This window comes from Pseudomonas sp. S31 (assembly GCF_016648105.1).
Taxonomy (GTDB): Bacteria; Pseudomonadota; Gammaproteobacteria; order Pseudomonadales; family Pseudomonadaceae; genus Aquipseudomonas.
Genome location: NZ_JACVVE010000005.1, coordinates 69,132 through 92,702, shown reverse-complemented (window position 1 = coordinate 92,702; position 23,571 = coordinate 69,132). Strand labels below are relative to the sequence as shown.

The window sequence follows — 23,571 nt, the reverse complement described above, 5'->3', positions numbered from 1 at the left end:
GATCTCATTAGCCGAGAGAACTCCGTGTGCCTAAATCACAGCATAGTCGCCCGCACTATTTGTCGCGTATTGTATTCCATCAGCTTAATATAGTTTGATGCGGGGCCATTCTCATCTGAAAGAGATTCCGGGTAAAGAACACCACCTGTCTTAGCTCCAGTGGCATTCGCAATCTGAGACACAAGCCGAGAGTCATTTGAGTTCTCAGTGAAATATACCCTAACCCCCTCTCGTCGAATTTGGTCAATTAACGTAGCTATATCAGCCGCGGATGCTTCTATCTCAGTGGAAAGGCCCAGTGGTGAGAGGAAACTCACTCCGTATTCCATTGCATAATATCCAAACGCATCATGACTCGTTAACACTCTTCGTTGCGCAAGTGGTACCTCAGCGAGCTGTATGATAATGAGCTGATTTAAAGCATCAAGCTTAGCTATGTAAGAGTCCGCATTATCACTAAAATTCTTCGCTTGATTAGGATCTGCCTTGGTTAACTCCGCCTCAATCTTAGTCACCCAGAGTTTAACATTTGCCACACTGTTCCATACATGAGGATCTATTTTCGTTTTTCTGCCTTCAGAAAAAGTGATTGGCTTAATTCCCTCAGACACAACGACCGGTGGATTTTCATTTCCTGAGGCCAGAGCTAGCCGTTCAAACCAACTTTCTAATCCCAAGCCGCTAATGAATGTGATATCAGCCTCCTTCAGCGATTTTGCGTCAGCTGGTGAGGGCTCAAATTTGTGGGGATCGCCATTTGGAGGGACAATACTCCTCACCTTGACACCATCACCACCTACGTTTTTGATAACATCGGCAAGTACTGTAAAGCTTGATACAACGTTAAGCGTATTCGCGCATGCCACTGAACCACCGAACAACCAACTAATTGAGCTCATTAGCGCAACCACAGCACTAGACAGTCTCATTTCATTTCCTTCTATCCACATCATGCTAGTAGAGATTTACTTACCAACCACATCCCCACACATACCCATCAATATACATTTCATGCAAGCACGCTTACACGCCGTTACACTCCTTAACTTTGAGCAGAACCAACGACAAAAAACCCAAAACTTCCCGCCATTATCAGCCACCACAATCACTTGAGAGAAGACGAAGCAAAACAATATTGTATTAAAGCACGCACGCAATCGTTAAACATCAGACTAAAGCGCCGAGATAGAAGCTATATAAACCAGCGTCTACCCACAGCAAGCTCCAGCTTATTTTCATATGACGACATATTGCCAGACAACATATCGTATCAATGGAATGACCTGAAATTCAAATTGTATGTACAACATACTCACACAGGGACAAATAGAAAAAACATCACCCCTTTATTTTTTATGAGTGTTCGAGATGAGCGTATTCACCTTGGAGATGGCGCTGCCCTTCAGCCTTCCTGCCGCACCTCTAGTGTGAACACCCTTGCGGGTTAGAGGTAGCGGCGGCGGGCTACTAAAGTTTTTACGCGCCGCTTCAATCCCTTTTCTTTCACTGACTCGGTGGCGGTCGCTTTTTAACCCGATTGGTGGATAACTAGATAGCCTATGATAAGAAACCACCCTCCCAAAAAAATTCCCGCGCCCACTAACTGGCGATTATTCAAGGAGGTCAGTCTCAAGCTACACTTCTCTTTTGTTATTTCCTTCATTGCATTACCCTCACCGACTCAGTCCATACGGTAGACTTACATTATTATTAATATATATAGAATTAAGACATCACAACAAGCGACTCTAACCCAACGAGAACGGCCCTGCCTTCGACAGGGCCGCTCTATATTCAAGCAGGTGTATGCTTCAGTTCCGGCTTTGGAATCACGCGCCCGTTACGATCAATAATCACTCCAGGCAAATCATGGCTAAGTGTCTCACGCTCTTGGTAATGGATTACCGAACGAATCGCCTCCCCACGCTTCAGAAGGTCAAATGCATGGTTCAGTGTTTCATGATCCATATTGTGAGTGATGTATGGATCAACGTTAATCTCACCACGAAGCCATTCATCAACCATGCCTGGAAGCTCAGACCGACCCAATACCCCGCCAAAAGCGCTCCCCTTCCACACTCGACCAGTCACTAACTGGAACGGTCGGGTAGCGATTTCTTCTCCAGCGCCGGCCACGCCGATGATGATACTTTCTCCCCATCCTTTGTGGCAGCATTCAAGCGCGGCTCGCATGAGTTCGACATTACCCACGCATTCAAACGAGAAATCTACACCACCATTCGTCATGTCAATGATGACGTTTTGAAGTGGCTCGTTGTAGTCCCTAGGATTTACGCACTCAGTCGCTCCAAGGGACATGGCTAATGGGAACTTGTTGGGGTTGACGTCAATGCCGATGATACGTTTCGCCCCTTGGAGAACAGCTCCTTGGATAACTGCCATTCCGACAGCGCCCAGGCCGAATACAGCAACGGTATCACCCGTACGAACCTTGGCAGTGTTCCGGACAGCACCAATGCCCGTCGGAATCGCACAACCCATAATCGAAGCCTTGGCCAGCGGGGCTGCAGGATCGATTTTAGCAACGGCAATTTCGGGCAAAACGGTGTACTCACTGAATGTGGATGTACCCATGTAGTGGAAAATTGTCCGTCCCTTATAGGAAAAACGACTTGTGCCATCAGGCATTAGTCCTTCGCCCTGGGTCTTTCGAATAGACTGGCTAAGGTTGGTCTTACCAGATTTGATGAAGGGGCAGTTTGGATCTTCTGGCGTATACAGCGGAATGACATGATCGCCTGGCTTCACGGACGTAACGCCGCGGCCTACGTCCTCAACGATACCCACCCCCTCGTGACCGAGGATGCAAGGAAATTTCCCTTCAGGATCTCGCCCGGACAAAGTGAAGACGTCCGTGTGACAAAGGCTGGTCGTGACGATCCGGACAAGCACTTCCCCGTCTTTTGGGCCCTCAAGGTCAACTTCTTCAAATTCTAGTGGCTGATTAGGCCCCCAAGCGATAGCGGCACGTGTTTTCATTGTTGTACTCCGTTAGGTTATAACGTATCAAAAGATACAACAGCTGATTGCGTCTGCAAGACCACCCGCCTCAGGTTGGCCACATTCGCTTGAAGTCTGTCCGATTGCCACAGCCAAGGAACCTATCCAATGAGGCTAACCGATGCACCGGCCCTCCACACCGTACACATTGTCATTTATCCCGGCTTCAAGTCCCTCGAAGCTGTAGGTGCGCTCACGGTGTTTGACTACGCCAATGCGCATCTGACAGCGAGCGGCGAGCCTCCGCTTTACGACCTCCATTTAGTCGCGCCAAAGGCGGGCTCGATTCAATCCGACACGTTAGCCAGACTCGATGCGGAATCTCTGCGGAGCAGAATCCTGCCTAACACCGCGCTGATTGTTGGCGCCCGTGACATTACAACAGCAGTACATCAGCATCGCCCTATCGTAGATTGGTGCAGACACGCAGCATCCCGGATTGATCGGCTCGTGGGCGTCTGCTCTGGGGCTTTTTTTCTCGCGCAAGCGGGTGTCCTGGATGGCCTTGACGCAACCACTCACTGGAGCGTTGCTACCCGACTCGCTACCGAATTTCCGGAAATCAATGTCAACGCTGATGCCATTTTCATTCAAAACGGACGGATTTGGACGTGTGCCGGCGTATCGGCGGCTATAGATTTGAGCCTAGCTTTAGTAGAGCAGGATCTCGGACAGGATCTGGCATTAACCATAGCGCGAGAGCTAGTCGTCTATCTAAAGCGTCCCGGCGGGCAGTCTCAGTTTAGCCAGCATCTCGGTAGCCAGATGACTCCGCATTCCGGAATAAGAGAATTACAGATCTGGATTCTTCAAAACCTTAGCCGGGATCTTACTCTAGAAACACTTGCTTCCCAGGCGAACATGAGCACTCGCAACCTGCGGCGGGTCTTTCAACGTCAAACCGAAAGCTCACCCTCTGAATTCATAGAGCGCGCGAGGCTCGAGCGCGCACGACGTTTGCTAGCTGATGAAGACGTAGCTTTGAAGCGTATCGCCGCACAATGTGGCTTCGGTTCAGAAGAACACATGAGAAGAGTATTTCAACGTCACCTAGGGGTCACACCTAAGGCATATCGCAATCAGTACGAAGCGCACTATAGGCCTAGTTAGGTCGTCATATAAAATAATGCTAGGACAGCATACGCGCCCAATACATCAGGGCGTAATCCGCCGCTCAAGTCCAAGGCCCAGCTAGCTGACTTCTGCTCTCTGGTCAGTTAGCTGAAAAACAGCAGTTCGATCCAGTAACAAAATATCAAGGGGAAAATCTCGTCCAACGACAGCGCAAGCAGCTTCCAATAAAAACGGCAGCCAGAATGAAATCCGGCACATAACTCAGCAAAGGAAAAGCGCCGGATCCAGGAGTTGTAAATTTTCTCAGCCGGACTTTTCTTGTTCTAGTTAAAAATAAAAACTGACTTGGCCTAACTCTCAATCTTCAATATCTACTCGCCGATAAAGTCGCGATTGAACACCCACATTAGTTTTCCGGCCAGCTGTTCTATATACTGGACTAGTACTCAGCAAATCTCGAAACCAACGATTGTGCCGCGACCCTCCTTAAATAGTTCGTTCTAGAACTGATCCAAGGTAGCCGCGACACAATAAAACCAACAACAGTTTTCAGCCCTAATACGTTGAACTACAGCGCAGCACTGGGATTGCGACCCAGCACGCGAGCATACTCACCTCGGGCTTGCTCTTCGCGGAACTCGCCTGCCCACTTTGCTACCACCACAGTAGCTACGCTATTACCAATAGTGTTACAAGTCGCGATTGCCATGGACATAAACCTATACACACCGAACAGCAATGCAAGGCCCTCCACCGGCAAAGATCCTATGGCAGTCACTGTAGCTGCAAATACTACAAAGCTTCCTCCTGAAACTGCAGCCGCACCTTTAGAAGTCACCAGCATGATGGCCAGGATACCTAGTTGCTGCTCCCACCCCAAAGGCACCCCGTAAGCGTTAGCAATGAACAAAACACACAAAGACATGTAGATTGATGTTCCGTCAAGGTTGAAGGCGTAGCCAGTAGGCAGCACCAGCCCTACACTTTGCTTAGAGCACCCGAATCGCTCGAGCTTCTGAAGTAGGCGCGGTAGAGCACTTTCCGACGACGCGGTACCCAGCACGATGAAAATCTCATCTTTAATGTAGATCAAGAAACGCCAAAAACTAAAACCAGCGAGACGGCAGACTGCGCCTAAAACAACGAAAAGGAAAAAAGCAACCGCCAAGTAGAACATGATTACCAGGTTAGCCAGCGACATTAGAACAGCCGCACCGTTACTTCCTACTGCATAGGCAACTGATCCAAATGCTCCCAAGGGTGCAAATTTCATGATCAGATTGATAAACTCGAAGAAACATTCCGAAACACGGTTCAGGCCGTCCTCAATCACCTCGCGACGCTCATGCTTGAGTGCTAACAAGGCGAAACCAAACAGCACAGCGATCACCAGCACCTGAAGCAGCTGTCCACCTGCGAACGCACCGACAAAATTGTCTGGGAATATGCCGTAGATAAAGTCCATGGTCGACGTTGGTGCGTGGCCTTTCGCAACTGCAGCGTCCGCAGCAGCGGCGGTTGCGCCACTCGCATGAGCGCCATGCATGCCGGAACCGATACCAATCAGGTTGCCCCACACGAGCCCAATCGCCAACGCTAACGTGGACAGTACTTCGAAATAGACCAAGGCGCGCCAGCCCACCTTCCCGACCCGTTTGATATCGCCAGCCGAGGCTATGCCATGCACTACGGTGAAGAACACCAATGGCGCGACGGCAGTCTTGATGAGTTTTAGAAAAATATCACCTAGAATCTTGAACTTAGCAGCAAGTTCTGGAGCGATGAAGCCGAATGCAATGCCTATCAGCATCGCTGCTACCACCTGGAAGGTGAGATCTTTATACAGCGGCTTTTTCAATGTTGGGGACATGGCTGCGTTCTCATTTTTATTGTAAAGAAAGCAAATGCGATGGCCGGGCGGTGCCCGACCCTAGGCAAGTCAGCGAGAAACTGATCCTGGTTGCGACAGCGCACGGTCAACCATTTGGGGAGCTTGACCCAAGTAGTTGGCAGGGTCGCAAAGACGCTCGAGGGTGTTGACGTCGAGCTCCGCAGTAGCTTCCCCTTGAGCCTTCAGTGCTTCAAGGAGGCTGATCCCTTGATCATTGGCCATGCGGCAAGCCGTGTAGACAACATCGTGAGCTACCTGACGACCAAGCGCTGGTGCGAGCCCCATCATGACGGCTTCCGCGACGATTAAACCTTGAGTCATATCGAGATTTCTACGCATACGCTCGGTGCGAACATCCAGGCCTGCCAGCATGAATCGCGCCTGCCCAAGAGACGCCGCTGTCAGAGCGAATGCTTCTGGAATAGCGATCCACTCGGCTTGCCATGGCCCAGTCGAGCGCTCAAAGTCCTGGATCATTGCATCAAGCATGAGCCCCGCTTGTTGACGAACGCCTTTAGCAGCCGCATACATCAGCTCACAAGAGATGGGATTGCGCTTCTGCGGCATCGTACTGCTGGCACCCCGGCCCTTAACGAAGGGCTCGTAGGCTTCGCCCAGCTCGCTAGTCATCATCATCATGATGTCCAGCGCCACCTTACCAAGCGATGCAGTCACCAAGCCTAAGAAGTTGAGCGTCTCAGCCAAACCATCACGAGCGACATGCCAAGTAGCCTGCGGCACACCCAAATTCAGCTCGGCCATCAGTGCGGATTGCACTTCCAAGCCCTTTTCGCCAAGAGAGGCCAAGGTACCGGCAGCGCCGGCGAACTGGCCAACTTCGACGCGTGGACGCAATTCAACTAAGCGTTCCGCGTGGCGATCGAACATGCTGAGCCAGACGGCGCATTTGTAGCCGAATGTGATTGGCAATGCGTGCTGCAGATGTGTACGACCTGCCATCGGGGTATCACGGTAGCGCTGGGCAAGATCCGCCAACAAGCCTCGCACCGCTTTTACGTCACGCTCAACGATGGCTAATGCAGCGCGTACCTGTAGGACAACTGCAGTGTCCATGATGTCTTGGGTAGTGGCTCCCCAATGGACGTAGCGCCCGGCCTCCCCACAGAGCTTGGACAGCTGCTCGACAAGCGGCAGGATCGGATAGCCAACGATCTCAGTTTCATGCTGCATAAGAGTCAGATCCAGGGATTCGTAGCGTGACAGCTCCGCGATCTGCGCAGCCGCATCTACGGGGATCACCCCACAACGTGCTTCAGCTTTTGCCAAAGCAACTTCAACCTCGATGTATCGCTCGATGAGTGCCTTGTCGGAGAAGACTTCTCGCATCTCGGCAGTACCGAACATGTCACGGAAAAGGGTGGAATCGAAGACGGTGGTGGACATGGGAGGATCCTGTTGTTATTGGACGAACATAATGTTTATGTACGGACATAATTCTTGCGCCCATGCTGGTACACTGTCAACCGCAGAAATCGTGAAGGCTGACGAAGGGTATGAACGAAACGCGTTACGCTGCAGTAGCGAGGGATCTCATGGATGGGATCGCGAAGGGCCGCTACCCGGTGGGCAGCTTGCTTCCCACGGAGTTCGAGCTCTGTGACATGTATGAGGTCAGCCGACACACCGTGCGAGCGGCTATCAATCAGTTGTTAAGTCAAGGATTGGTGTCTCGCAGAAAGCGTGTGGGTACCCGTGTTGAGGCCAGCAGCCCACAAGGTGGATACTCGCATTCGCTGGCGTCCGTAGCAGATCTAGCCTACTTGGCTGAAACGCAGCAGCGCGAAATACAGAATGTCCGCCATTTTGTCGCGGACATTAGTGAAGCTGCTCGATTGGGCTTGGTGCCGGGCGAGCATTATTTTTGCGTGTCCAGTATTCGGGTTGACCGTCTGCATGGCGCTGCCCCAATGTGCTGGACGGACGTGTATGCACAGCGTGATTACTCCACCGTAATCGAGTTGGCCCGAGAGCATCCGGAGCAGCTAATCGCAAGCCTAATTGAGCAGCATTATGGTCGTGCGATTGCGGTCGTGGATCAGCAAGTCCGGGCAGTTTTACTTTCTCCTGAGATGGCTCAATCACTTGATGCAGATGCCGGATCTCCAGGTCTCAAAATCCTTCGCCAGTACCGGGACAGTGATGGACAATTGATGACAGTTTCTGAGACTGTGCACCCAGATGACCGTTTCATCCTCGTCACACAGATGCGGCGAGATCGCACCGGTGTATGATACGAACGTCAGCTAGCAGGGCGAATGGCCAAGAGGTAGGCCAAAGCGCCAATTTTTCGCTATTCGATTGCTCCGATTGGAGACGAGTTCAAGACAAGGCGATTTCTTAGCTACCGTTGCGAGCGTTATTACGCACCTGCCTAGGAAATCAGGCTTCAGCTCTACTCTGATAGATCATGACAATGAAGAAGGCCCCCCCTATAGCTGCAGAGACGACACCGATGGGCAGATCCTGAGGCGCAATCAAAGTCCTGGCGGCCATATCCAGACACACCACAAGTAAAGCACCGAGCAATCCGCAAACGGGTATTAGACGACGATGCTCGGCACCCACCAGCCGGCGTGCCATGTGGGGAACCATGAGTCCCACAAAGCCGATCGACCCGCTTAGCGCGACCATCACACCCGTCATGCACGACGTCATGACAAATGCGCCGACCCGCATACTATGCACGTCCACGCCTAAGCTGACAGCCGTCTGTTCGCCCGTCATAAGCGCATTCAGTGAACGCCCACACGCCCAAAGCGCGAGACCTCCCAGCACAATCACACAGAGCGGCAGCCACAGTAGCTCCCAGCGAGCCGCGCCAAGCCCACCCATCATCCAGAACAAAATTGATGAACTCGCACGATGATCGCCAAGAAACAACACGAGATTAGCCGCAGCCATCAACACAAACGACACCGCTACACCGCTCAGCAGCAGCCGATTACTCGTGAAAGTGCCATGCTTCCGAGCGATTGCCATTACAAGCAATAGAGAAGCTGAAGCCCCCAAAAAAGCGGCGAGCGGCAAAGTGAATTGGCCCAACAGCTCCCCCACATACATAACAACAACGACGGCTCCAAGAGTTGCACCGGAAGTCGCTCCCAAGAGATGCGGATCCGCCAAGTGGTTTCGTGTAACAGCTTGGAGAGCAGCGCCAACTATTGCGAGTCCCGCTCCGACGAGAACAGCGAGGACAACTCTCGGCGCTCGGATCAACCAGATGATGTGATCCTGCCCAGATGTGGCATCCAGCAGCTCAGCCCCAAATAGGTGACTTTGAACGACCTGCCACGCGACCTTGAGCGGTACCGGTGCTGCTCCGATAGCGAGCGCAGATAAGCAAGCAAACGCAATTAGGCTTGCGAGCAACACAAGGAGGCAAGCGTAAGCAGTCGGGGTCTTGATCGGCGTCATGATCATCGCACCTCATCAAACGCGGTTGCCAAGGCTTCGATTGCATCGACGTTCTGAATTCCCGGCGTCATGGCACTGTAGGGAAGCACCGCGAATCGCTTGTTTCGAATCGCCTCAACAGACTGCAACGCGAGGTTCTCGCTTAGGAATTGGATCTTCTCCGCCGAGCTTCGCTCACCGTAGTCGACAATGACGATGTACTGCGGGTCTGCTTCCACCACGCTCTCCCATCCGACCTGCGTCCAACTGGCACTGAGGTCTTCCATAACGTTCTGCCCTCCAGCGGTCTCAATCAAAGCTTGAGGAATAGCCTGTCGGCCCGCGGTGAAGGCACGATCCTCCCCACTGTCATATACAAACACCCGAGGCTTCTTCTTTCCGGCCACCCGATTAACAACCTCCTGCTGACGCTTGCGTAGGCCAGTGATCAGCAGTTGCGCCCGATCTTCGACATCAAAGATTTTGCCGAGGTTAGCCACGTCGATGTAGACCTGCTCCAAGCTAGCCGCAGCACTTGACCCAATGAGCGAGCAAGACTCAGTCAGCTCATAAACCTGGATACCTAAAGGCTGCAGCGCCTGAGGCGTGACATCACCTCCGACCTTCATGCCGTAGTTCCAGCCAGCGAAGAAGAAATCTGCGTTCACGTTCAGCAGTGTTTCGACGGTTGGATAATGCGTGGCTACCTCCGGCAATCCCTTGAGGGCTGTCATCAATCCCGCGGTGGGTTTATTCCAGCCCGTGACGCCGCTATAGCCGACCATCTGCGGCTGCAGCCCTAGGGCGACCATCATCTCTGTCAGATTCACGTCCTGGCTAACCGCGCGCATAGGTGGGTGAGTGAAAACGACACTGCGGTTGCAGCTTTTCACGGTGACTGGATATGAACTCGCCTGGCCATTGATCGAAGCCGACAAGCTGACCATCAAAACTGCCAGCCTAAAGATAGGTTTCACGCGATTTTCCAAGTAATACGGGGCGTCCCGGTTTGAGGGTGCGCATCGACTAAAGCTTCAACGCCGTAGATCTCGAGCAAATTATCCGGCGTGAGGACATCCCACGGGCGTCCTTGGGCAGCGATCCGCCCATCCTTAATAACGTACAGTCGGTCGCAAAACACTGCGGCTAGATTGAGGTCGTGAAGGCTCGCGATCACCGCCACGCCTAGCTTCTTGACGTGAGCCAGCAACTCAACCTGATGCTTCGGATCCAGGTGGTTGGTAGGTTCATCCAGGATGAGTACCTGTGGATCTTGCGTCACCGCCCGGGCGAGCAACGTCCGCTGCTTTTCTCCACCAGAGAGCAGCCCAAACTCGTGATGCTGAAGGTGGACGATGTCCATGGTTTCGAGTGCATCATCAATCCTTTGCCGATCTTTGACGCTTTCGCTCTGAAATCCCCGTTGGTACGGAATGCGCCCCATTGCCACCAGCTCCCGCACGCTCAAGCCGAACGCCGAAGGAAACTCCTGCCCAACGACAGCAATTCGCTGGGCACTCCATCGCGCCGACTGCGCCCACAGGTCATTTCCTGCCAGACCTACCAGCCCACTTTCAGGCTTGCTGTAGCGCATGGCGCAGCGCAGTAGGCTGGTCTTTCCACCTCCATTAGGCCCTATGAGCCCCACGAACTCGCCTGACTCGATGCGCATGTAGATGCTCTTGAGCATGAATGGCTCTACGCCAGAACCACTCCTCGGCGAAGTCCAGCCCACGTCTCTGATGGTTAATAGGGCGCCTGTCATATTCAGAAATCGATGTCGCCAGTCAGGTAGAAGGAGCGAGGTTCGCCCAGAATCCACTGCTGCCCTTGGTTGTATTGCGTGCTCGCATACTCTCGGTCGAAGACATTCCTAAGCTGCAGGCCCAATGTTGTATTCTTCATGGCTTTCCAGGAAACGGCAGCATCGACGACGGTGTACGATGGAAGCTTGTTCGTGTTCGCGATGTCGGCATAGCGAGCATCGACATAGCGCAGGCCCGCCCCAGCATTCAAATCCTGCGAAAACGCCTTATCCAGCCAGACATTGGCGGTGCGGCGCGGTACGTTCACCGGTCGGTTGCCGCTGCGTGACACCGCAACGCCATACACCGCCTGATCAAAGTCATCGTACTTCGCCTTGACCAAAGCGGCATTTGCCTGGAGCTTCCAGTCATAGGGCAATTGGAGATCCAGACTGGCTTCGATCCCGTTCGAGGATTGCTGCCCAACCTGCAAAGACGACCCGGGCGATTGAGGATCTGCAGTCAGGAGTTTCTTTTTGACAATGTGATAGGCCGCCAGTGTCCAGGAGCCCTTTTGATCCCAAAACATCTGCTTGAAGCCTACTTCAGTCTGCCGGGCGGTGGCGAGGTCAAACTGCTGCTGACTCGGGCTCAGGCTTATTAGCCCCCCTACCCCGTCCGTGCTGGTCGACTGCTGACCATAGATGGACATCTCAGGCGTTAACTCATAGACGACGCCGACCTTCCAGTTGTTTCCGATGAGATCCTTTCCGGAGCTTGATCCATCCCTTAGGTCGTCGCGATCAATGTCTACGTAATCTCGGCGCACGCCAGTGATAACTGAGAGGCGATCGCTAAGCTCAGTCCTGTTTTCTGCAAAGAACGAAGCTTGACGGGTAACGCTTTTAGACAGCGGTAGGTATTCAGAAGCGCTTTGAAATCCGTTCCGGTTCGGGTGGTGCAGATCGATCGGCTCGCCAGCCGTCACCACATCGTCGTAAGGTGAGTTATTGGTCAGTTTGAAGCGAATACGATTGACATCAAACCCTACAAGACTCTGACTGTTCAGCCCGAATAAGGAGTGTTGGATCGTGAAAGTCTGTCGGTCGCCCACCTGCTCCTGATTATGCTTGATACCATAGAATCCGCTACGCAGTAGCTTTTGGTCATCGGCGTCCCAATTGTAGTTTTCCGCGTTAGCCCATCGACGCCTTGACTTCAGGTAATACAGCTCGTTGGTTGAACTGACCGCATCGGAAATCTGCCAGTTAGCGGTAAGCCGCGTCCACTGGTCATCGTAATGCTGCTTAGCCCCACCAATGTTGTAGTTCTTGTACCGCAAACTGCTCTTGTAGTGACCATCAATGAGTGGCACACCGAAGTAATTCATCGGGGTATGGTCACCGGAGTCATGCGACAGCTGAAGCGATAACGCCTCGTTTACCTGCCAGCGAAGCGAGCCACTAATGAATTTGCCTTGAGAATCGCCGTGATCGACCCATCCATTGCTACGCAGCTGATTCAGGTTCAATCGATATGTAAATGCATCGCTCAGTGAGCCGCCACTGTCTAAAGCCCTCTGCTTGCTGTCGTTCGAACCGTAACCCAGGCGGAGCCGATTGCGGATTTCTCCCTCAAATGGCTTTTTCGGGATGACATTCACCACTGCCCCTGTCGCGCCTTCTCCATAAAGCACCGAGGCTGGGCCTCGAAGCACGTCAATACGATCAACTGACCAGGTATCCACGGGAAACGTCGACGAGCCCATGCCCGAATAGAGACGAGTACCGTCGAAAAGCTGCATCACTGAGCCCTGCCCGGTAAACCCACGAGCAGACAGCGCAGTCCCCCCATCACCAGGAGCACCAATATTCGTAATGCCAGGACTACGCGCGACAGCATCCTGCACCGTGGTGTCGCCGTGGCCTCTAATGCTCTCTCCCGTCAGAACTGTTGTGCTCGCGGGCGTCTCCAACGCGCTTAGCCCCAAGCGGCTTCCGGCAGTGGTAGGCACATCAAGCCCGAGCCTCGTCTCATCAGCAATGAGGTCAGCAGCAATGGTGCTAGCGGGTAGGGAAATTGAGGTTGGTTCTGCGGCGCAAGCGCTTGAGTCAGCAATTGCAAGCCATAGCGCAGATACGAGAAACGGAGTGGATGCTAAGGAGTTCATGGATGTCATTCGAGTTCATGGTTAACCCGAGCGTCAGAACGCACAGGCCTAAAAGACACGTTATAACATATCCTTAATCGAAATGCGGGCGATCACCGCTTGAGCCCTCCTCCACGCTGGACTGAAAGAAGCTCAAAGGCTCTTCGCAAGCCTCCTTAAACCGGAATCATTAATGGCCGTTTCAATCCTATTCGACGCCGTTCGCTCCCTCATGTGGGTGATCTCTCGCACGCATCCTTTTCGCCAACTGCTGAAGAAAGGTGCTCTGCAAAGACGACGTCCCAGGCCAGATGACTCGTGAACATTATGACTCGCAAGCTTGACCTCAAGCGCGCAGCAGATTTATTTCGCATCAGCATCGAGCCTGATCGCCTAGCCGAGATCGAATCAGCACTACGTGTCAAGATTGATGAAATGGAGGTTTACGAGGACGAACTGCTAGTGGTGAAGCTATTACAGCAGCAAGGCGTCCGATTCGGTACGTGTTCGAATCCAGCAGCGCCTTACTCCAAAACGATTAAGAGCCTGCACCCAATGCAGGATGCATACGTCTTGGCATCAGTGATTGCTACGCCGAAAGCACTCCAACACTGACCAAGCTTTTTAACTTCCCCAGCGACCTTAGCCTGTATCGCGGAGGCTATTGCAATCAATAATTTTATCGAGCATTTCACCAGCTTAACCAGCGGGAAACAGAGGCTCCCGACTAATAGATTTTGGGGGCAACGCCTGAATAGCGTTACCCGTACCAAATTTATTTGCAATAACAATTTACTCGAAATTTTTTGTTAGCCGACGTTCTCGCAGGACGAACCAGAGAAAATTAACCTTTCTCCAGTACGCCAGTTGGTAAAATCGCAGAACACCATGGCAGTCCTCTAAGCTTTAGGTGTACGTACAGAAACCAAACATAGGAACTATGGATGTACCTCCGCCATACCTTCACCACCTCCACCTTAAGCATTCTTGCCCTAATAAATCTTTACACTCCTCAGGCGCTTGCGCATGAACCACTCTCGCCCTCTTCGCCTTGGATGCTCGGTGACTGGAACGGCTCCCGGGGAGAACTTGCTGATCAGGGTGTTGATCTAGAATTCAGCTACCTGAGTGAAATTGCAGCGAATGTCCATGGGGGCGCCTCCCACCATACCGCCCGTTATGCAGATCAGTGGTCAGCAGGTGCAAAGCTAGATCTTTCGGAATTGCTGTCCTGGAAAAATGCGGAAGCGGAAATCCGTCTATCAAATCGCAATGGTCGTGGCCTGGATGAGGATGCTCTTAACGACCCTCGCGTCGGTGGTTTCGGAGCGACTCAAGAAATCCACGGCAGAGGAAGTGTTACACGGCTAAGCCAATTCTGGCTGTCGAAAGGCTGGATCGACAACAAACTGAACGTAAAGATCGGGCGTTTCACAGTAGGCGATGAGTTCGCCACTGCAGATTGCGCATTCCAAAATTTATCGTTTTGTGGTTCGCAGCCTGGCAACTACGTCAATGACATCTACAACAGCCCTATCAGTTCGTGGGCAGTTCGTCTTCAGTATGCATTGGCAGATGACCTTGTCGCCAAAATCGCTGCCTACAACGTTGATCCCTCGAGTCTGGACAACGACAACGGCTTAAAGCTTCGAACACACGGAACAAGTGGCACCATGCTGCCGGTGGAGCTTGTCTGGACGCCACGTATCGGGAAATTACCTGGTGAGTACCGTGTTGGATATTTCAAGAATACGGTCAACCGTCCTGACGTACTCAATGACGTCAACGGTCAACCAGCAGCGCTCACTCAGAATCAGCACAGAGTCCATGATGGTCGCAGCGGCTGGTGGCTTAATGCAAAGCAACAGATCAGCAGCAAGAACAACGATCAAAGCCGAGGTCTAGTGCTTGCAGCAAGCCTTAGTTTTCAAGACCAAGCAACTACTCCCGTCGATAGCTATATGCATATCAGCTTGGTGTATAAAGGGCCTTTTGATTTCCGCCCGCTTGATCAGCTAGGGCTTGGTCTGTCGCGCGTACACGCTAGCGATCGATACCTGGAAAACGCCCAATTCAAGAACCAGGCCAACGGTGTGTATTTTGACAGCCCTTCGTTCATCCCAGAGCAGCATACCAGTTACCAAGCCGAGCTAAACTATCGAATCCAAGCTACTAACTGGTTTCACTTGATGCCTAACATCCAGTACATCCGTAACCCTGGAAACGTCAGGAAAGTAGAAAACGCGGTAGTGATCGGCCTACAGGTAGGATCAAGCTTCTAACTTTCCTCCCAGCTTCCCTTCGCTGCGCGAGTCGCTCGCGCAGCGAGCCTCGATAGCAGAATTTGTCTACTCATGTGCAGAGCTTGAAACCCGCGCTCCTCAAGTTCATAATTTTTGCACTGCATCCGATATCCTTGAGCTCCCGCCTCAACCTAGTCAATTGGACATCTACTACTTTTGTTCCAGGGTCAAATTTAAGTCCCCAGACCTCATCCAGAAGTTTTTCTCTAGACACGATGCTTTCACAATTCTTTGCTAGCAAAACCAATACACCGAACGGTCTGGAGGAGAGCCTCACACGGCCGCCCCCACAGCTAATCTCTCGCTTATCAAGATCGACATTCAAATCCAAAACCTGAAACTGCACAAATGTCTCCCCCGTGATTGGCAAAGACAGCCACAAGCCCTGGTTCATCTTCGAACCTAGGGGTGGCATTCATGGAGCTGCGGAAAGTAACCAAGGCATCACAGTGCAAAGACTGCAACACCTTGGTATTTGGGGGCTTATTTAGCTTTCGACTTCAGGGAGTAAGCAATCACGTAGTCGCCGCGATTCTTGTTGGTACCAGTACGAGTGGCCCCCCCAGCAACAACCACGACATACTGCTGGTCGTCATTGCCTACGTAGGTCATCGGGACACCCTGGCCGCCAACCGGCAGACGGTCACGCCACAGCTCTTCACCAGTATCGTTGTCCAGTGCACGCACATAGTAGTCGAGCGAACCGTGGAAGAACGTCAGGCCACCTTTCGTGACGAGTGGGCCACCCAGGGTTGGCATGCCGATCGGCAGATACACGCCCGGGGCGATGCCCTTTATAGGCGCATCTTGAATGCTACCCATCGGCACCTGCCACTTGACCTTCTGGGTCGCGAGATCGATGGCAGTCATCGAGCCAAACGGAGGCTTGAAGCACGGCGTTCCCAGAGGCGATAGGAACATCGAGCGCTCAACACCCCACGGAGTGCCCAACTGCTCGGAGTATTCACCTTCGGTTGACGGCACCAGGCCGGCTTTGTTGGCCTCTTCACGCTTGATGAATTTGCCCCACATCGCCATACGAATATCGTTGACGATCAAGGTACCAGTACGTGCATCCAGAGCACCGCCACCCCAGTTAAAGCCACCGTAGTAGCCTGGCCAGATGAGCGTTCGTTTCTGGTCGGAAAGCGGAGTCCATTCACCTTCCCAGCGCATCTTCAGGAAATCGATACGGCAGAGCATCTGATCGAACAGTGTTGCACCCCACATGTCCTTTTCCTTCAGTGGCTCAACGCCCACTGAAAGTGCGGAGTATGGCTGGTGGTCAGCCACCTTCATGCCTGGCATAGCATCCGTAGGTACTTTCTTGTACGTAACGGGTACAACTGGCTCGCCTGTTGCGCGATCCAAGACGAAGATCTGACCACGCTTGGTCAGCTGAATGACCACTGGACGCACGGTGCCATCTGGCAGCGGGAGGTCATACAGGATCGGTTGCGACGATACATCGTAGTCAAACTGGTCGGTGTTAGCCGTACGGAAATGCCAGCGTTCTTTGCCTGTTTTCAGCTCAATGGCAACGATCGAGTCGTTGTATTCATCCGAGTAGCTGTGACGGTTGCCAGTCCAGAAGTCCGGAGTCTGGTTGCCGGTCGGGAAGTATGCCAGGCCCAGCTTCGGATCGTACGAAGCGGTACCCCAGAAGTTCGGCGACTCCTTGGCATAAACCTCACCCGCTGGCAGCGGGCTGCTGTCCTCGGCACCGCGGGAAGGATCCCACGCCCACAACAGCTTGCCAGTGACCGCGTCGTAACCACGGACTACACCCGAAGCCTCACCAACGGTCATGTTGTCGTTGAGCTTGCCCCCCACCATGATCACTCCATCAGCAACCAGCGGCGCAGAGGTGAGGTAGTAAGAGCCGGCTGCAGTGTCACCCAGACCGTCCAGCAAATTCACGAACCCGTTGTCACCAAAATCGGTGCACGCCTTACCACTCTTGGCGTCCACTTCGAAGAGTCGAGCATCGTTCGTTGTGCTAACGACGCGCTTCTCACAAGCCGCAGGCTGTGGAGTGGTGGGCTGAGAATTGCCGTCGGCAGCTGCAGATGGGGCCAGGTCGATGTAGCTGACACCACGGCATCGTTTCCAACCCTTATTGCCACGAGTGACTTCCATCTTCGGATCGAAGCGCCAACGCTCAGCACCGGTCACCGGATCAAGAGCAATCACCTTGTTCAAGGGAGTGCATAGGTACAAGGTGTCATCGATTTTGATTGGAGTTACCTGGTATTCAGAACCGTCGACCGACAGATCGCCTGTTCTGTACGTCCAGGCGACCTTCAGATCCTTCACGTTCTGCTTGTTTACCTGATCGAACTGGGCAAACTTATCGCCTGCCAAGTTCCGACCCCACGCCGGCCAGTCTTTACCCTCTGCGTCACCTGCTTCAGGATGAACAATCGGGAATTTGGCGTCAGCTTGAGCTTCTACCTGTGCGTGTGGGCGGAACATGGATGCGAAGGTCGAGATCAAACCAACGGCAACTATTACGCTCAAAATAGTGGCCGGCGCACGCTTGATGCCACCTCGCTCGCTTGCATTGAGCTGAGGCGCCAGAGCGGTCAACACCAAGCAAATCACACCGAAAATCATGACGCGAGAAACAAGCTGCCAGAAATCGCTACCCACTTCCCAGTAAGCCCAAATAGCAACGATCACGAACATGAGCCAAGCGAGCCAGAATGCTCCCGGCCGACGCTTCAATGTCAGCCACCCTATGCATAGCATGAGCAGACCAATAGGAAGGTAGAACCACGAACCTCCCAGTGTGATGAGATAAAAGCCTCCTCCCGCCAAAGCAGCTCCCGCCAGCCCTAGCAAAACGCCGACCACTCGGATCAGCAGTATCAACCATTTCTGCATTTCTTTTCCTATCCACAAACCGGCAGTACATCCGGTGTAAGGTATTAGCGCCGATTAGAGCTCGAGCAGACGCTATCCGCCGCAAAAAGCAGAGAATTAGCGATATCAAGCTCCTAAATTAGGGTCGCGCTAAACCCATCGCGAGAGTGCGACAAGTTGAAGCAGGCGCGATGCAGATGGTAAGCCTGTCGCTTCAGAAGACAGCCCAAAGACAAGGCGTTTTTGACCGATTTCGGTCAAAAACCAAGCGGCATTGTAAAAAAAATTTACTGAAGTACTGGCCTTGTCAGCTCCGGCATGGACTACCCGCACGTGAATTACGTGATCACAGACAGAAGGGGCGAACGCTGCAGATAAAAGGCGCGGGGGCAAGCGCGCTGGCGTTTACTGGGGAAAGGCCTAGTCACTTAGTCGACCAAGGGCAGATCGCTCCAGTTTTCTGCGCTAACAAGGCGAAACGGCACTCGAGCTCGAGGAGCCGCGGCAATCTCACCGTGTGCATGCAGTATCAGCTGGAGACCAGTTAGCGCTTGGGCAGAAGGATCCTGATCGATCAACAGCGCAACTTGTCCGCTGCGAAGCAGCTTCACATGCCGTGGGCTCGCTTCATGCGTAATCCAGATAGGATTGCTCACCCTATCGATCGTCTCTAAGGCCTGTCGGATGCCCTCATTCGCACCGCCGCTGTTGTAAATAGCCACAGTAGCCACTTGGCGAGAAAACGCCTGGCGCGTGGCTGTAAGAGCTCGATCATTCATGTCTGCAACATCGATCGGCCCCACAAGCTGCAAGTGAGGTGCATACTCCGCCAGAGCGTCCTCAAACCCCTTGGTTCTTTGCCGGTGAACCTCATAATCCTGCGAGCCTGTAATCATGAGAACCCTCCCACGATTGTGCACAAAGCGGCTGATCATCAAAGCAGCCGTCCGCCCCGCCGCCTCGTTATCAATGCCGACGAAGCTTCTCGGTGTCTTGAGCCTGATGTCCGTGGTTAAGGTAACGATAGGAATTTTTTGACGACCCAGTCGTTCAAGGGCGTAGCGTACTTCCAGGGTGTCGAAGGCAAGGACGATTGCGCCGTGCGGACGAAAATCTAAATTTCTAAGCCGCTCGCTTAGCTCAAATGGCGAGAGGTTTGTCAGGCGCACCAGCTCAATCTGGCTGGGAAGCGACTCTGCAGCTTGATCCAACGCCATGTCCATACGCTTGAAGTACGGATCATCGTCCAGCCCCATGCGGATCACCAAGACCTTGAGACTATGCCCTTCCGGCAGCACAGGAAGCCGGCTTGCCCCCAGCTCACGAACGGCCTCAAGCACCTTTCGCCGTCTCTGCAGCGACACGCCGGACGCGCCATTCAACACGCGACCAGCCGTGCTCACGCTTACGCCTGCAGCGGCTGCTATTTCAACGATGGTTACCTTCTTACGCACTAACGACTCTCTGGTGATGGCTTTCTAAAAGCCGTGTATGAGCGCCCTTTCCTACAGCAAGTCGCAGCCAGGTGCCGGCGACTCTTTGGATGAGCTCATTCACGGAAACGTAACGCAGGTCACGGTGAAATGGCCGACCTATGATCTTGGGTACTGCTAGGAATTTGTTCGAGCTGTCGCTCAATGATCCGCATTGATGCGATCAGGCTGGCTGCCGCGCCGATGGATTCCAACATCCGTTGATTGCACCGGATTACGCCGAAGGCTCAGGGCAGATAAGCAGCAGTTCCGAAACCAACTCTCGCGCATCCTGTTCATACCCTTCACACCAACGGTGCGACCAATGCTTAGGGGATCCTTCCTCCTCCCACTCGGCCAATGCAAGGCCATTGACGATCTCCATCTCAAACCAGAGGGCCTGCCACCTTCCAACATTTTTTTACCAGAGTGGGGTTTTGCCAGACGAACTCAATCTGCGCCACGAAGCTCGACCAACCGTATCGATCCGGCGATGCCTATGACCGAAGACCCAAAGGTCTGCCATGTCTACTAAATCACCCCATTCGTTGGTGTATGCCGCCGTCAGATGGCTAACAAGCTTGTCACCAGCGACCTTGCTGACAGGACAGTGATGAGTAATGACCACTGTTTTACCTGGAAACGGCTTTTTCAACTCCTGCTCAAGCCACTCGCGCGCAACGAGGTTGCGCAGTACAAGATCGCCCGGGGTCAGGCGACGATAGCTTTACCAAGCGCAGGGGCAAATCCATTGCCCGTTTGAGTGACTTCAACCTCTGCAGCAAGTGAAGGAAAACGACACGCCTCCCAACTAAACAGTCGGGGGCTATCCCCCTAGCCCCTAATCTGAGCGACGCTTCGCGTACCGCACACCTAGGTGGACGCTAATCAGCTGCTACTCACTTTTTGAAAGCTTTCACCATTTGCTGCGTGTTGTACTCCATCATTTTCAGATAAGTAGGTACCGGCCCTTTATCATCAGAAAGCGACTCAGGGTAGAGCTCTCCGCCGGCAACAGCGCCCGTTGCGCTAGCAATCTGCTTAACTAGCCGGGAGTCATTCGAATTTTCGAAGAAGTAAACCTTGATATCTTCACTTTTGATCTGATCGATGAGCTGTGCTACGTCTGCTGCAGAAGCTTCAGTTTCTGTCGACAAGCCGAGTGGGGACAAGAACGTCACACCATACTCTTTGGCATAGTATCCGAAGGCATCATGACTGGTGAGTACCTTACGCTGATCCAAAGGAACCTCAGCAAGGTGCATGCTGATACGCTGATTCAGAGCATTGAGCTTCCCCACGTAGCGCTGCGCATTGGCATGAAACACCTCTGCCTGCGACGGGTCAGCTTTACTCAGCTCGGACTCAATGCGAGCTACCCACACCTTTACGTTCGAAGCACTGTTCCAGACATGTGGATCAGTGATCGTTTTCTCATCCTCAACAAATGTGAGAGTTTCAATCCCATCCGAAACCACTACCGGGCTCTTCTGGCTACCTGATGCGCGAGCCAGTCTCTCGAACCAGCTCTCCAAACCTAAGCCACTGAGGAAAGTGACATCAGCCTCTTTGAGAGCCCTGGCATCCCTCGGCGATGGCTCGAAATCATGAGGATCCCCATTGGGCGGCACCAGGCTTGTGACATTCACACCACCGCCACCCACATTCTTCACGACATCGGCCAATACGGTGAAACTGGCAACAACGTTCAGTGTTTTGGCGGAGGCTGGTAACGTGACAGCCAGCAGCCCAATAGAGCTGATCAACGCCAACAAAGACCGGGAAAATCGCATTTTGTCTCCTTATTATTACCGGGTACGCGAAATAGGGCGGACAATTCGCCATATGAAACCATGAGGGCCGAATAGGAGTGCCAGCACGTAGATCAGGCTATTCACTAAAATTATGGTAGGCCCTGATGCAACGCTCAAATAGTAAGAAATCAGTAACCCCACGTAGCCGGAAATGGCCGCGCTCGCCGCCGCGATCATCAACATTGACGGCAAGCGTTGAGACAACAGTTGAGCTGTGGCAGCTGGAAGCATCATCATCCCAACCGCCATCAATGTACCCAGGGTCTGAAAGCCAGCAACCAAATTGAGTACTACGAGAAGCAGGAAGATGAAGTGATACAGGGCACCTCGCCCTCCAACAGCTCGCAAAAATCCAGGATCAATGCATTCTACAATCAGTGGTCTGTATACGAGAGCGAGCACAAGCAATGTACATGATGTAATCCCTCCCACTAGAAACAGCGCCTGACTATCAATGGCCAAAATAGTGCCAAACAAGACATGCAGTAGATCAATATTTGACCCACGCAAGGACACAATCATGACGCCCAGGGCCAAGGATGTGAGGTAGAAACTGGCAAAGCTTGCATCCTCTCGAAGAGAGGTAATCCGGCTTACCAGTCCCGAGAGCAGAGCGACGCTCAACCCTGCTATCAAGCCGCCCAGCCCCATTGCCGGTAGCGAAAGTCCGCCAGCAATCATGAAGCCAATTGCAGCGCCAGGTAGCACGGCGTGGCTCATGGCATCCCCTACGAGACTCATACGCCTGAGCATTAACAAGACGCCCACAGGGCCCGAGCTCAAACCGATAGCGAGGGTTGCTACTAACGCGCGTCGCATAAAGCCGTATTCAGTGAATGGCGATATGAGCAAAGAGATAACCGTCATGCTACCCGCCGCTCTTGATCAGTGGAAACATCCCAGCCTTCGGCCAGGGCTCGAGCCTTGCTCAAGTTGTTTTCTGTGAGCACATCCTCAGTGCTCCCCCACGCGACAACCCTGTGGGATAGCAGTAGCGTTTGTGGGAAGGTCGATCTGATCTGATCAAAGTCATGCAATACCGCTATGACGGTTCTGCCATCCTGCTTCCATCTTAAAATTATCTGCGTCAGGTCATGAATGGTGCGCGAATCGACCGCAGTGAACGGCTCATCAAGCACGATAACGCGCGCATCCTGAACCAGTAATCGAGCAAACAAAACGCGCTGAAACTGCCCCACTGATAGATCACTGATTGGCCGGCTTTCCATACCAGCCAGTCCGACATCCTGGAGTGCCTGACGCATGGCAACGGTGCCCTTCATTGAGAGCCCGCCGAACACGCCGATGTGTTTCCAGGCACCCAAACAGACCGCATCTGCGACCGTGATTGGGAAGCTTCGATCGATTGCAGATGCCTGGGGTAGATAGCCAATGTCAGGCGCCCGCACAACACCGAGATCAACGGAGCCTGTGGTAGCAATCTCGCCCATCAATGCCTTCAATAGCGTTGACTTACCAGCTCCATTCGGGCCCGCAATCGCAGTCAGGCTACCGGGCTCAAACACCCCAGTGACCTCGCGAATAGCAGGTGCAGTTCCGTACGAAACCGAGAGCTTATCGACGCGAATCGCTGCTCTATTCATGGCAAAGCCACCGCCCAGCTTATCGCAAGCCACAGTGGAACCAAGGCTGCAGCCACCCCTACCAGGCGGTGCCACGCCGGCATGGCTAGCAGCGAGTTGAACGAGGTTTTTCGCATAATCAGAAGGCATCCTCGGATTTTATTGATACGTTATAACGTACCACTTGCCGATTCTCAGTGCATCTTGGATTTTTGCTTAGATGAAACATCGTGCCCAGAA

The 23,571-nt window shown here is 53.0% G+C and carries 18 protein-coding genes; 4 read left to right on the top strand and 14 right to left on the bottom strand.

Going from position 1 to position 23,571, the window contains the following annotated elements:
* Positions 1–35: 35 nt before the first annotated feature.
* On the bottom strand, positions 36–929 hold the full coding sequence (locus IAE37_RS05970) for a metal ABC transporter solute-binding protein, Zn/Mn family (protein WP_201170875.1): 894 nt from the start codon (positions 927–929) through the stop codon (positions 36–38).
* An 865-nt stretch (positions 930–1,794) separates the two neighbouring features.
* Positions 1,795–3,000, bottom strand: a complete 1,206-nt coding sequence (locus IAE37_RS05965; RefSeq protein WP_201170867.1) for an S-(hydroxymethyl)glutathione dehydrogenase/class III alcohol dehydrogenase — start codon at positions 2,998–3,000, stop codon at positions 1,795–1,797.
* A 129-nt stretch (positions 3,001–3,129) separates the two neighbouring features.
* Here IAE37_RS05965 and IAE37_RS05960 point away from each other — a divergent pair, with 129 nt between their 5' ends.
* Positions 3,130–4,131, top strand: coding sequence for a GlxA family transcriptional regulator (locus IAE37_RS05960; protein WP_117139822.1), 1,002 nt, complete (start codon positions 3,130–3,132; stop codon positions 4,129–4,131).
* A 532-nt stretch (positions 4,132–4,663) separates the two neighbouring features.
* Here IAE37_RS05960 and IAE37_RS05955 read toward each other — a convergent pair.
* Together IAE37_RS05955 and IAE37_RS05950 are read right to left on the bottom strand one after the other, a co-directional pair.
* Entirely contained in the window at positions 4,664–5,965 is a 1,302-nt protein-coding gene (locus tag IAE37_RS05955) for a cation:dicarboxylate symporter family transporter (RefSeq protein WP_201170864.1), read from the bottom strand.
* 69 nt (positions 5,966–6,034) lie between these two features.
* A complete protein-coding gene (locus IAE37_RS05950) occupies positions 6,035–7,390 on the bottom strand; it encodes a class-II fumarase/aspartase family protein (protein WP_117139824.1) in 1,356 nt (451 codons plus the stop codon).
* Positions 7,391–7,500: 110 nt separating this feature from the next.
* Between IAE37_RS05950 and IAE37_RS05945 the strand changes: the two genes are divergently transcribed.
* Entirely contained in the window at positions 7,501–8,238 is a 738-nt protein-coding gene (locus IAE37_RS05945; RefSeq protein WP_117139825.1) for a GntR family transcriptional regulator, read from the top strand.
* 148 nt (positions 8,239–8,386) lie between these two features.
* Here the strand turns inward: IAE37_RS05945 and IAE37_RS05940 are convergent, their stop codons facing one another.
* From IAE37_RS05940 to IAE37_RS05925, 4 genes are read right to left on the bottom strand one after another with little or no spacing between them, the layout of a single operon-like run.
* Positions 8,387–9,421: a FecCD family ABC transporter permease gene (locus IAE37_RS05940; RefSeq protein ID WP_117139873.1), complete on the bottom strand. Its 1,035-nt coding sequence runs from the start codon at positions 9,419–9,421 to the stop codon at positions 8,387–8,389.
* A gap of 2 nt (positions 9,422–9,423) precedes the next feature.
* Positions 9,424–10,347 (bottom strand): ABC transporter substrate-binding protein, encoded by a 924-nt coding sequence (locus IAE37_RS05935; protein ID WP_117139826.1) that lies wholly within the window; start codon positions 10,345–10,347, stop codon positions 9,424–9,426.
* 26 nt (positions 10,348–10,373) lie between these two features.
* A complete protein-coding gene (locus IAE37_RS05930) occupies positions 10,374–11,165 on the bottom strand; it encodes an ABC transporter ATP-binding protein (protein WP_117139827.1) in 792 nt (263 codons plus the stop codon).
* 2 nt (positions 11,166–11,167) lie between these two features.
* Complete coding sequence (locus tag IAE37_RS05925) at positions 11,168–13,324, bottom strand: TonB-dependent receptor (RefSeq protein ID WP_442967771.1); 2,157 nt, start codon at positions 13,322–13,324, stop codon at positions 11,168–11,170.
* A gap of 288 nt (positions 13,325–13,612) precedes the next feature.
* On the opposite strand from IAE37_RS05925, the gene IAE37_RS05920 reads away from it, so the two are divergent.
* On the top strand, positions 13,613–13,909 hold the full coding sequence (locus IAE37_RS05920) for a hypothetical protein (RefSeq protein ID WP_201170861.1): 297 nt from the start codon (positions 13,613–13,615) through the stop codon (positions 13,907–13,909).
* A 329-nt stretch (positions 13,910–14,238) separates the two neighbouring features.
* Positions 14,239–15,576 carry a carbohydrate porin gene (locus IAE37_RS05915; RefSeq protein WP_201170858.1) on the top strand — a complete coding sequence of 446 codons (1,338 nt, stop codon included), beginning with the start codon at positions 14,239–14,241 and terminating at the stop codon, positions 15,574–15,576.
* 70 nt (positions 15,577–15,646) lie between these two features.
* On the opposite strand, the gene IAE37_RS29140 is transcribed toward IAE37_RS05915, so the two are convergent.
* The 6 genes from IAE37_RS29140 to IAE37_RS05885 form a co-directional block, all read right to left on the bottom strand.
* Positions 15,647–15,991 (bottom strand): winged helix-turn-helix domain-containing protein, encoded by a 345-nt coding sequence (locus tag IAE37_RS29140; RefSeq protein WP_201170856.1) that lies wholly within the window; start codon positions 15,989–15,991, stop codon positions 15,647–15,649.
* A gap of 89 nt (positions 15,992–16,080) precedes the next feature.
* Positions 16,081–18,483: a membrane-bound PQQ-dependent dehydrogenase, glucose/quinate/shikimate family gene (locus IAE37_RS05905; protein ID WP_201170853.1), complete on the bottom strand. Its 2,403-nt coding sequence runs from the start codon at positions 18,481–18,483 to the stop codon at positions 16,081–16,083.
* A gap of 407 nt (positions 18,484–18,890) precedes the next feature.
* Positions 18,891–19,916 carry a LacI family DNA-binding transcriptional regulator gene (locus IAE37_RS05900; protein ID WP_201162880.1) on the bottom strand — a complete coding sequence of 342 codons (1,026 nt, stop codon included), beginning with the start codon at positions 19,914–19,916 and terminating at the stop codon, positions 18,891–18,893.
* 917 nt (positions 19,917–20,833) lie between these two features.
* Complete coding sequence (locus IAE37_RS05895) at positions 20,834–21,727, bottom strand: metal ABC transporter solute-binding protein, Zn/Mn family (RefSeq protein WP_201170851.1); 894 nt, start codon at positions 21,725–21,727, stop codon at positions 20,834–20,836.
* A 15-nt stretch (positions 21,728–21,742) separates the two neighbouring features.
* Positions 21,743–22,615, bottom strand: a complete 873-nt coding sequence (locus IAE37_RS05890; protein WP_201170847.1) for a metal ABC transporter permease — start codon at positions 22,613–22,615, stop codon at positions 21,743–21,745.
* Positions 22,612–23,352 (bottom strand): metal ABC transporter ATP-binding protein, encoded by a 741-nt coding sequence (locus tag IAE37_RS05885; protein WP_201170845.1) that lies wholly within the window; start codon positions 23,350–23,352, stop codon positions 22,612–22,614. Before IAE37_RS05885 ends, IAE37_RS05890 begins: the two co-directional genes overlap by 4 nt.
* Positions 23,353–23,571 lie beyond the last annotated feature (219 nt).

Coding starts and splice junctions, on each gene's coding strand:
- IAE37_RS05935 (WP_117139826.1), bottom strand. CDS start 10,347: ATGGTCAGCTTGTCGGCTTCGATCAATGGCCAGGCGAGTTCATATCCA.
- IAE37_RS05955 (WP_201170864.1), bottom strand. CDS start 5,965: ATGTCCCCAACATTGAAAAAGCCGCTGTATAAAGATCTCACCTTCCAG.
- IAE37_RS05930 (WP_117139827.1), bottom strand. CDS start 11,165: ATGACAGGCGCCCTATTAACCATCAGAGACGTGGGCTGGACTTCGCCG.
- IAE37_RS05970 (WP_201170875.1), bottom strand. CDS start 929: ATGAGACTGTCTAGTGCTGTGGTTGCGCTAATGAGCTCAATTAGTTGG.
- IAE37_RS05890 (WP_201170847.1), bottom strand. CDS start 22,615: ATGACGGTTATCTCTTTGCTCATATCGCCATTCACTGAATACGGCTTT.
- IAE37_RS05905 (WP_201170853.1), bottom strand. CDS start 18,483: ATGCAGAAATGGTTGATACTGCTGATCCGAGTGGTCGGCGTTTTGCTA.
- IAE37_RS05940 (WP_117139873.1), bottom strand. CDS start 9,421: ATGACGCCGATCAAGACCCCGACTGCTTACGCTTGCCTCCTTGTGTTG.
- IAE37_RS05965 (WP_201170867.1), bottom strand. CDS start 3,000: ATGAAAACACGTGCCGCTATCGCTTGGGGGCCTAATCAGCCACTAGAA.
- IAE37_RS05885 (WP_201170845.1), bottom strand. CDS start 23,352: ATGAATAGAGCAGCGATTCGCGTCGATAAGCTCTCGGTTTCGTACGGA.
- IAE37_RS05960 (WP_117139822.1), top strand. CDS start 3,130: ATGAGGCTAACCGATGCACCGGCCCTCCACACCGTACACATTGTCATT.
- IAE37_RS05915 (WP_201170858.1), top strand. CDS start 14,239: ATGTACCTCCGCCATACCTTCACCACCTCCACCTTAAGCATTCTTGCC.
- IAE37_RS29140 (WP_201170856.1), bottom strand. CDS start 15,991: ATGAACCAGGGCTTGTGGCTGTCTTTGCCAATCACGGGGGAGACATTT.
- IAE37_RS05895 (WP_201170851.1), bottom strand. CDS start 21,727: ATGCGATTTTCCCGGTCTTTGTTGGCGTTGATCAGCTCTATTGGGCTG.
- IAE37_RS05925 (WP_442967771.1), bottom strand. CDS start 13,324: ATGACATCCATGAACTCCTTAGCATCCACTCCGTTTCTCGTATCTGCG.
- IAE37_RS05945 (WP_117139825.1), top strand. CDS start 7,501: ATGAACGAAACGCGTTACGCTGCAGTAGCGAGGGATCTCATGGATGGG.
- IAE37_RS05950 (WP_117139824.1), bottom strand. CDS start 7,390: ATGTCCACCACCGTCTTCGATTCCACCCTTTTCCGTGACATGTTCGGT.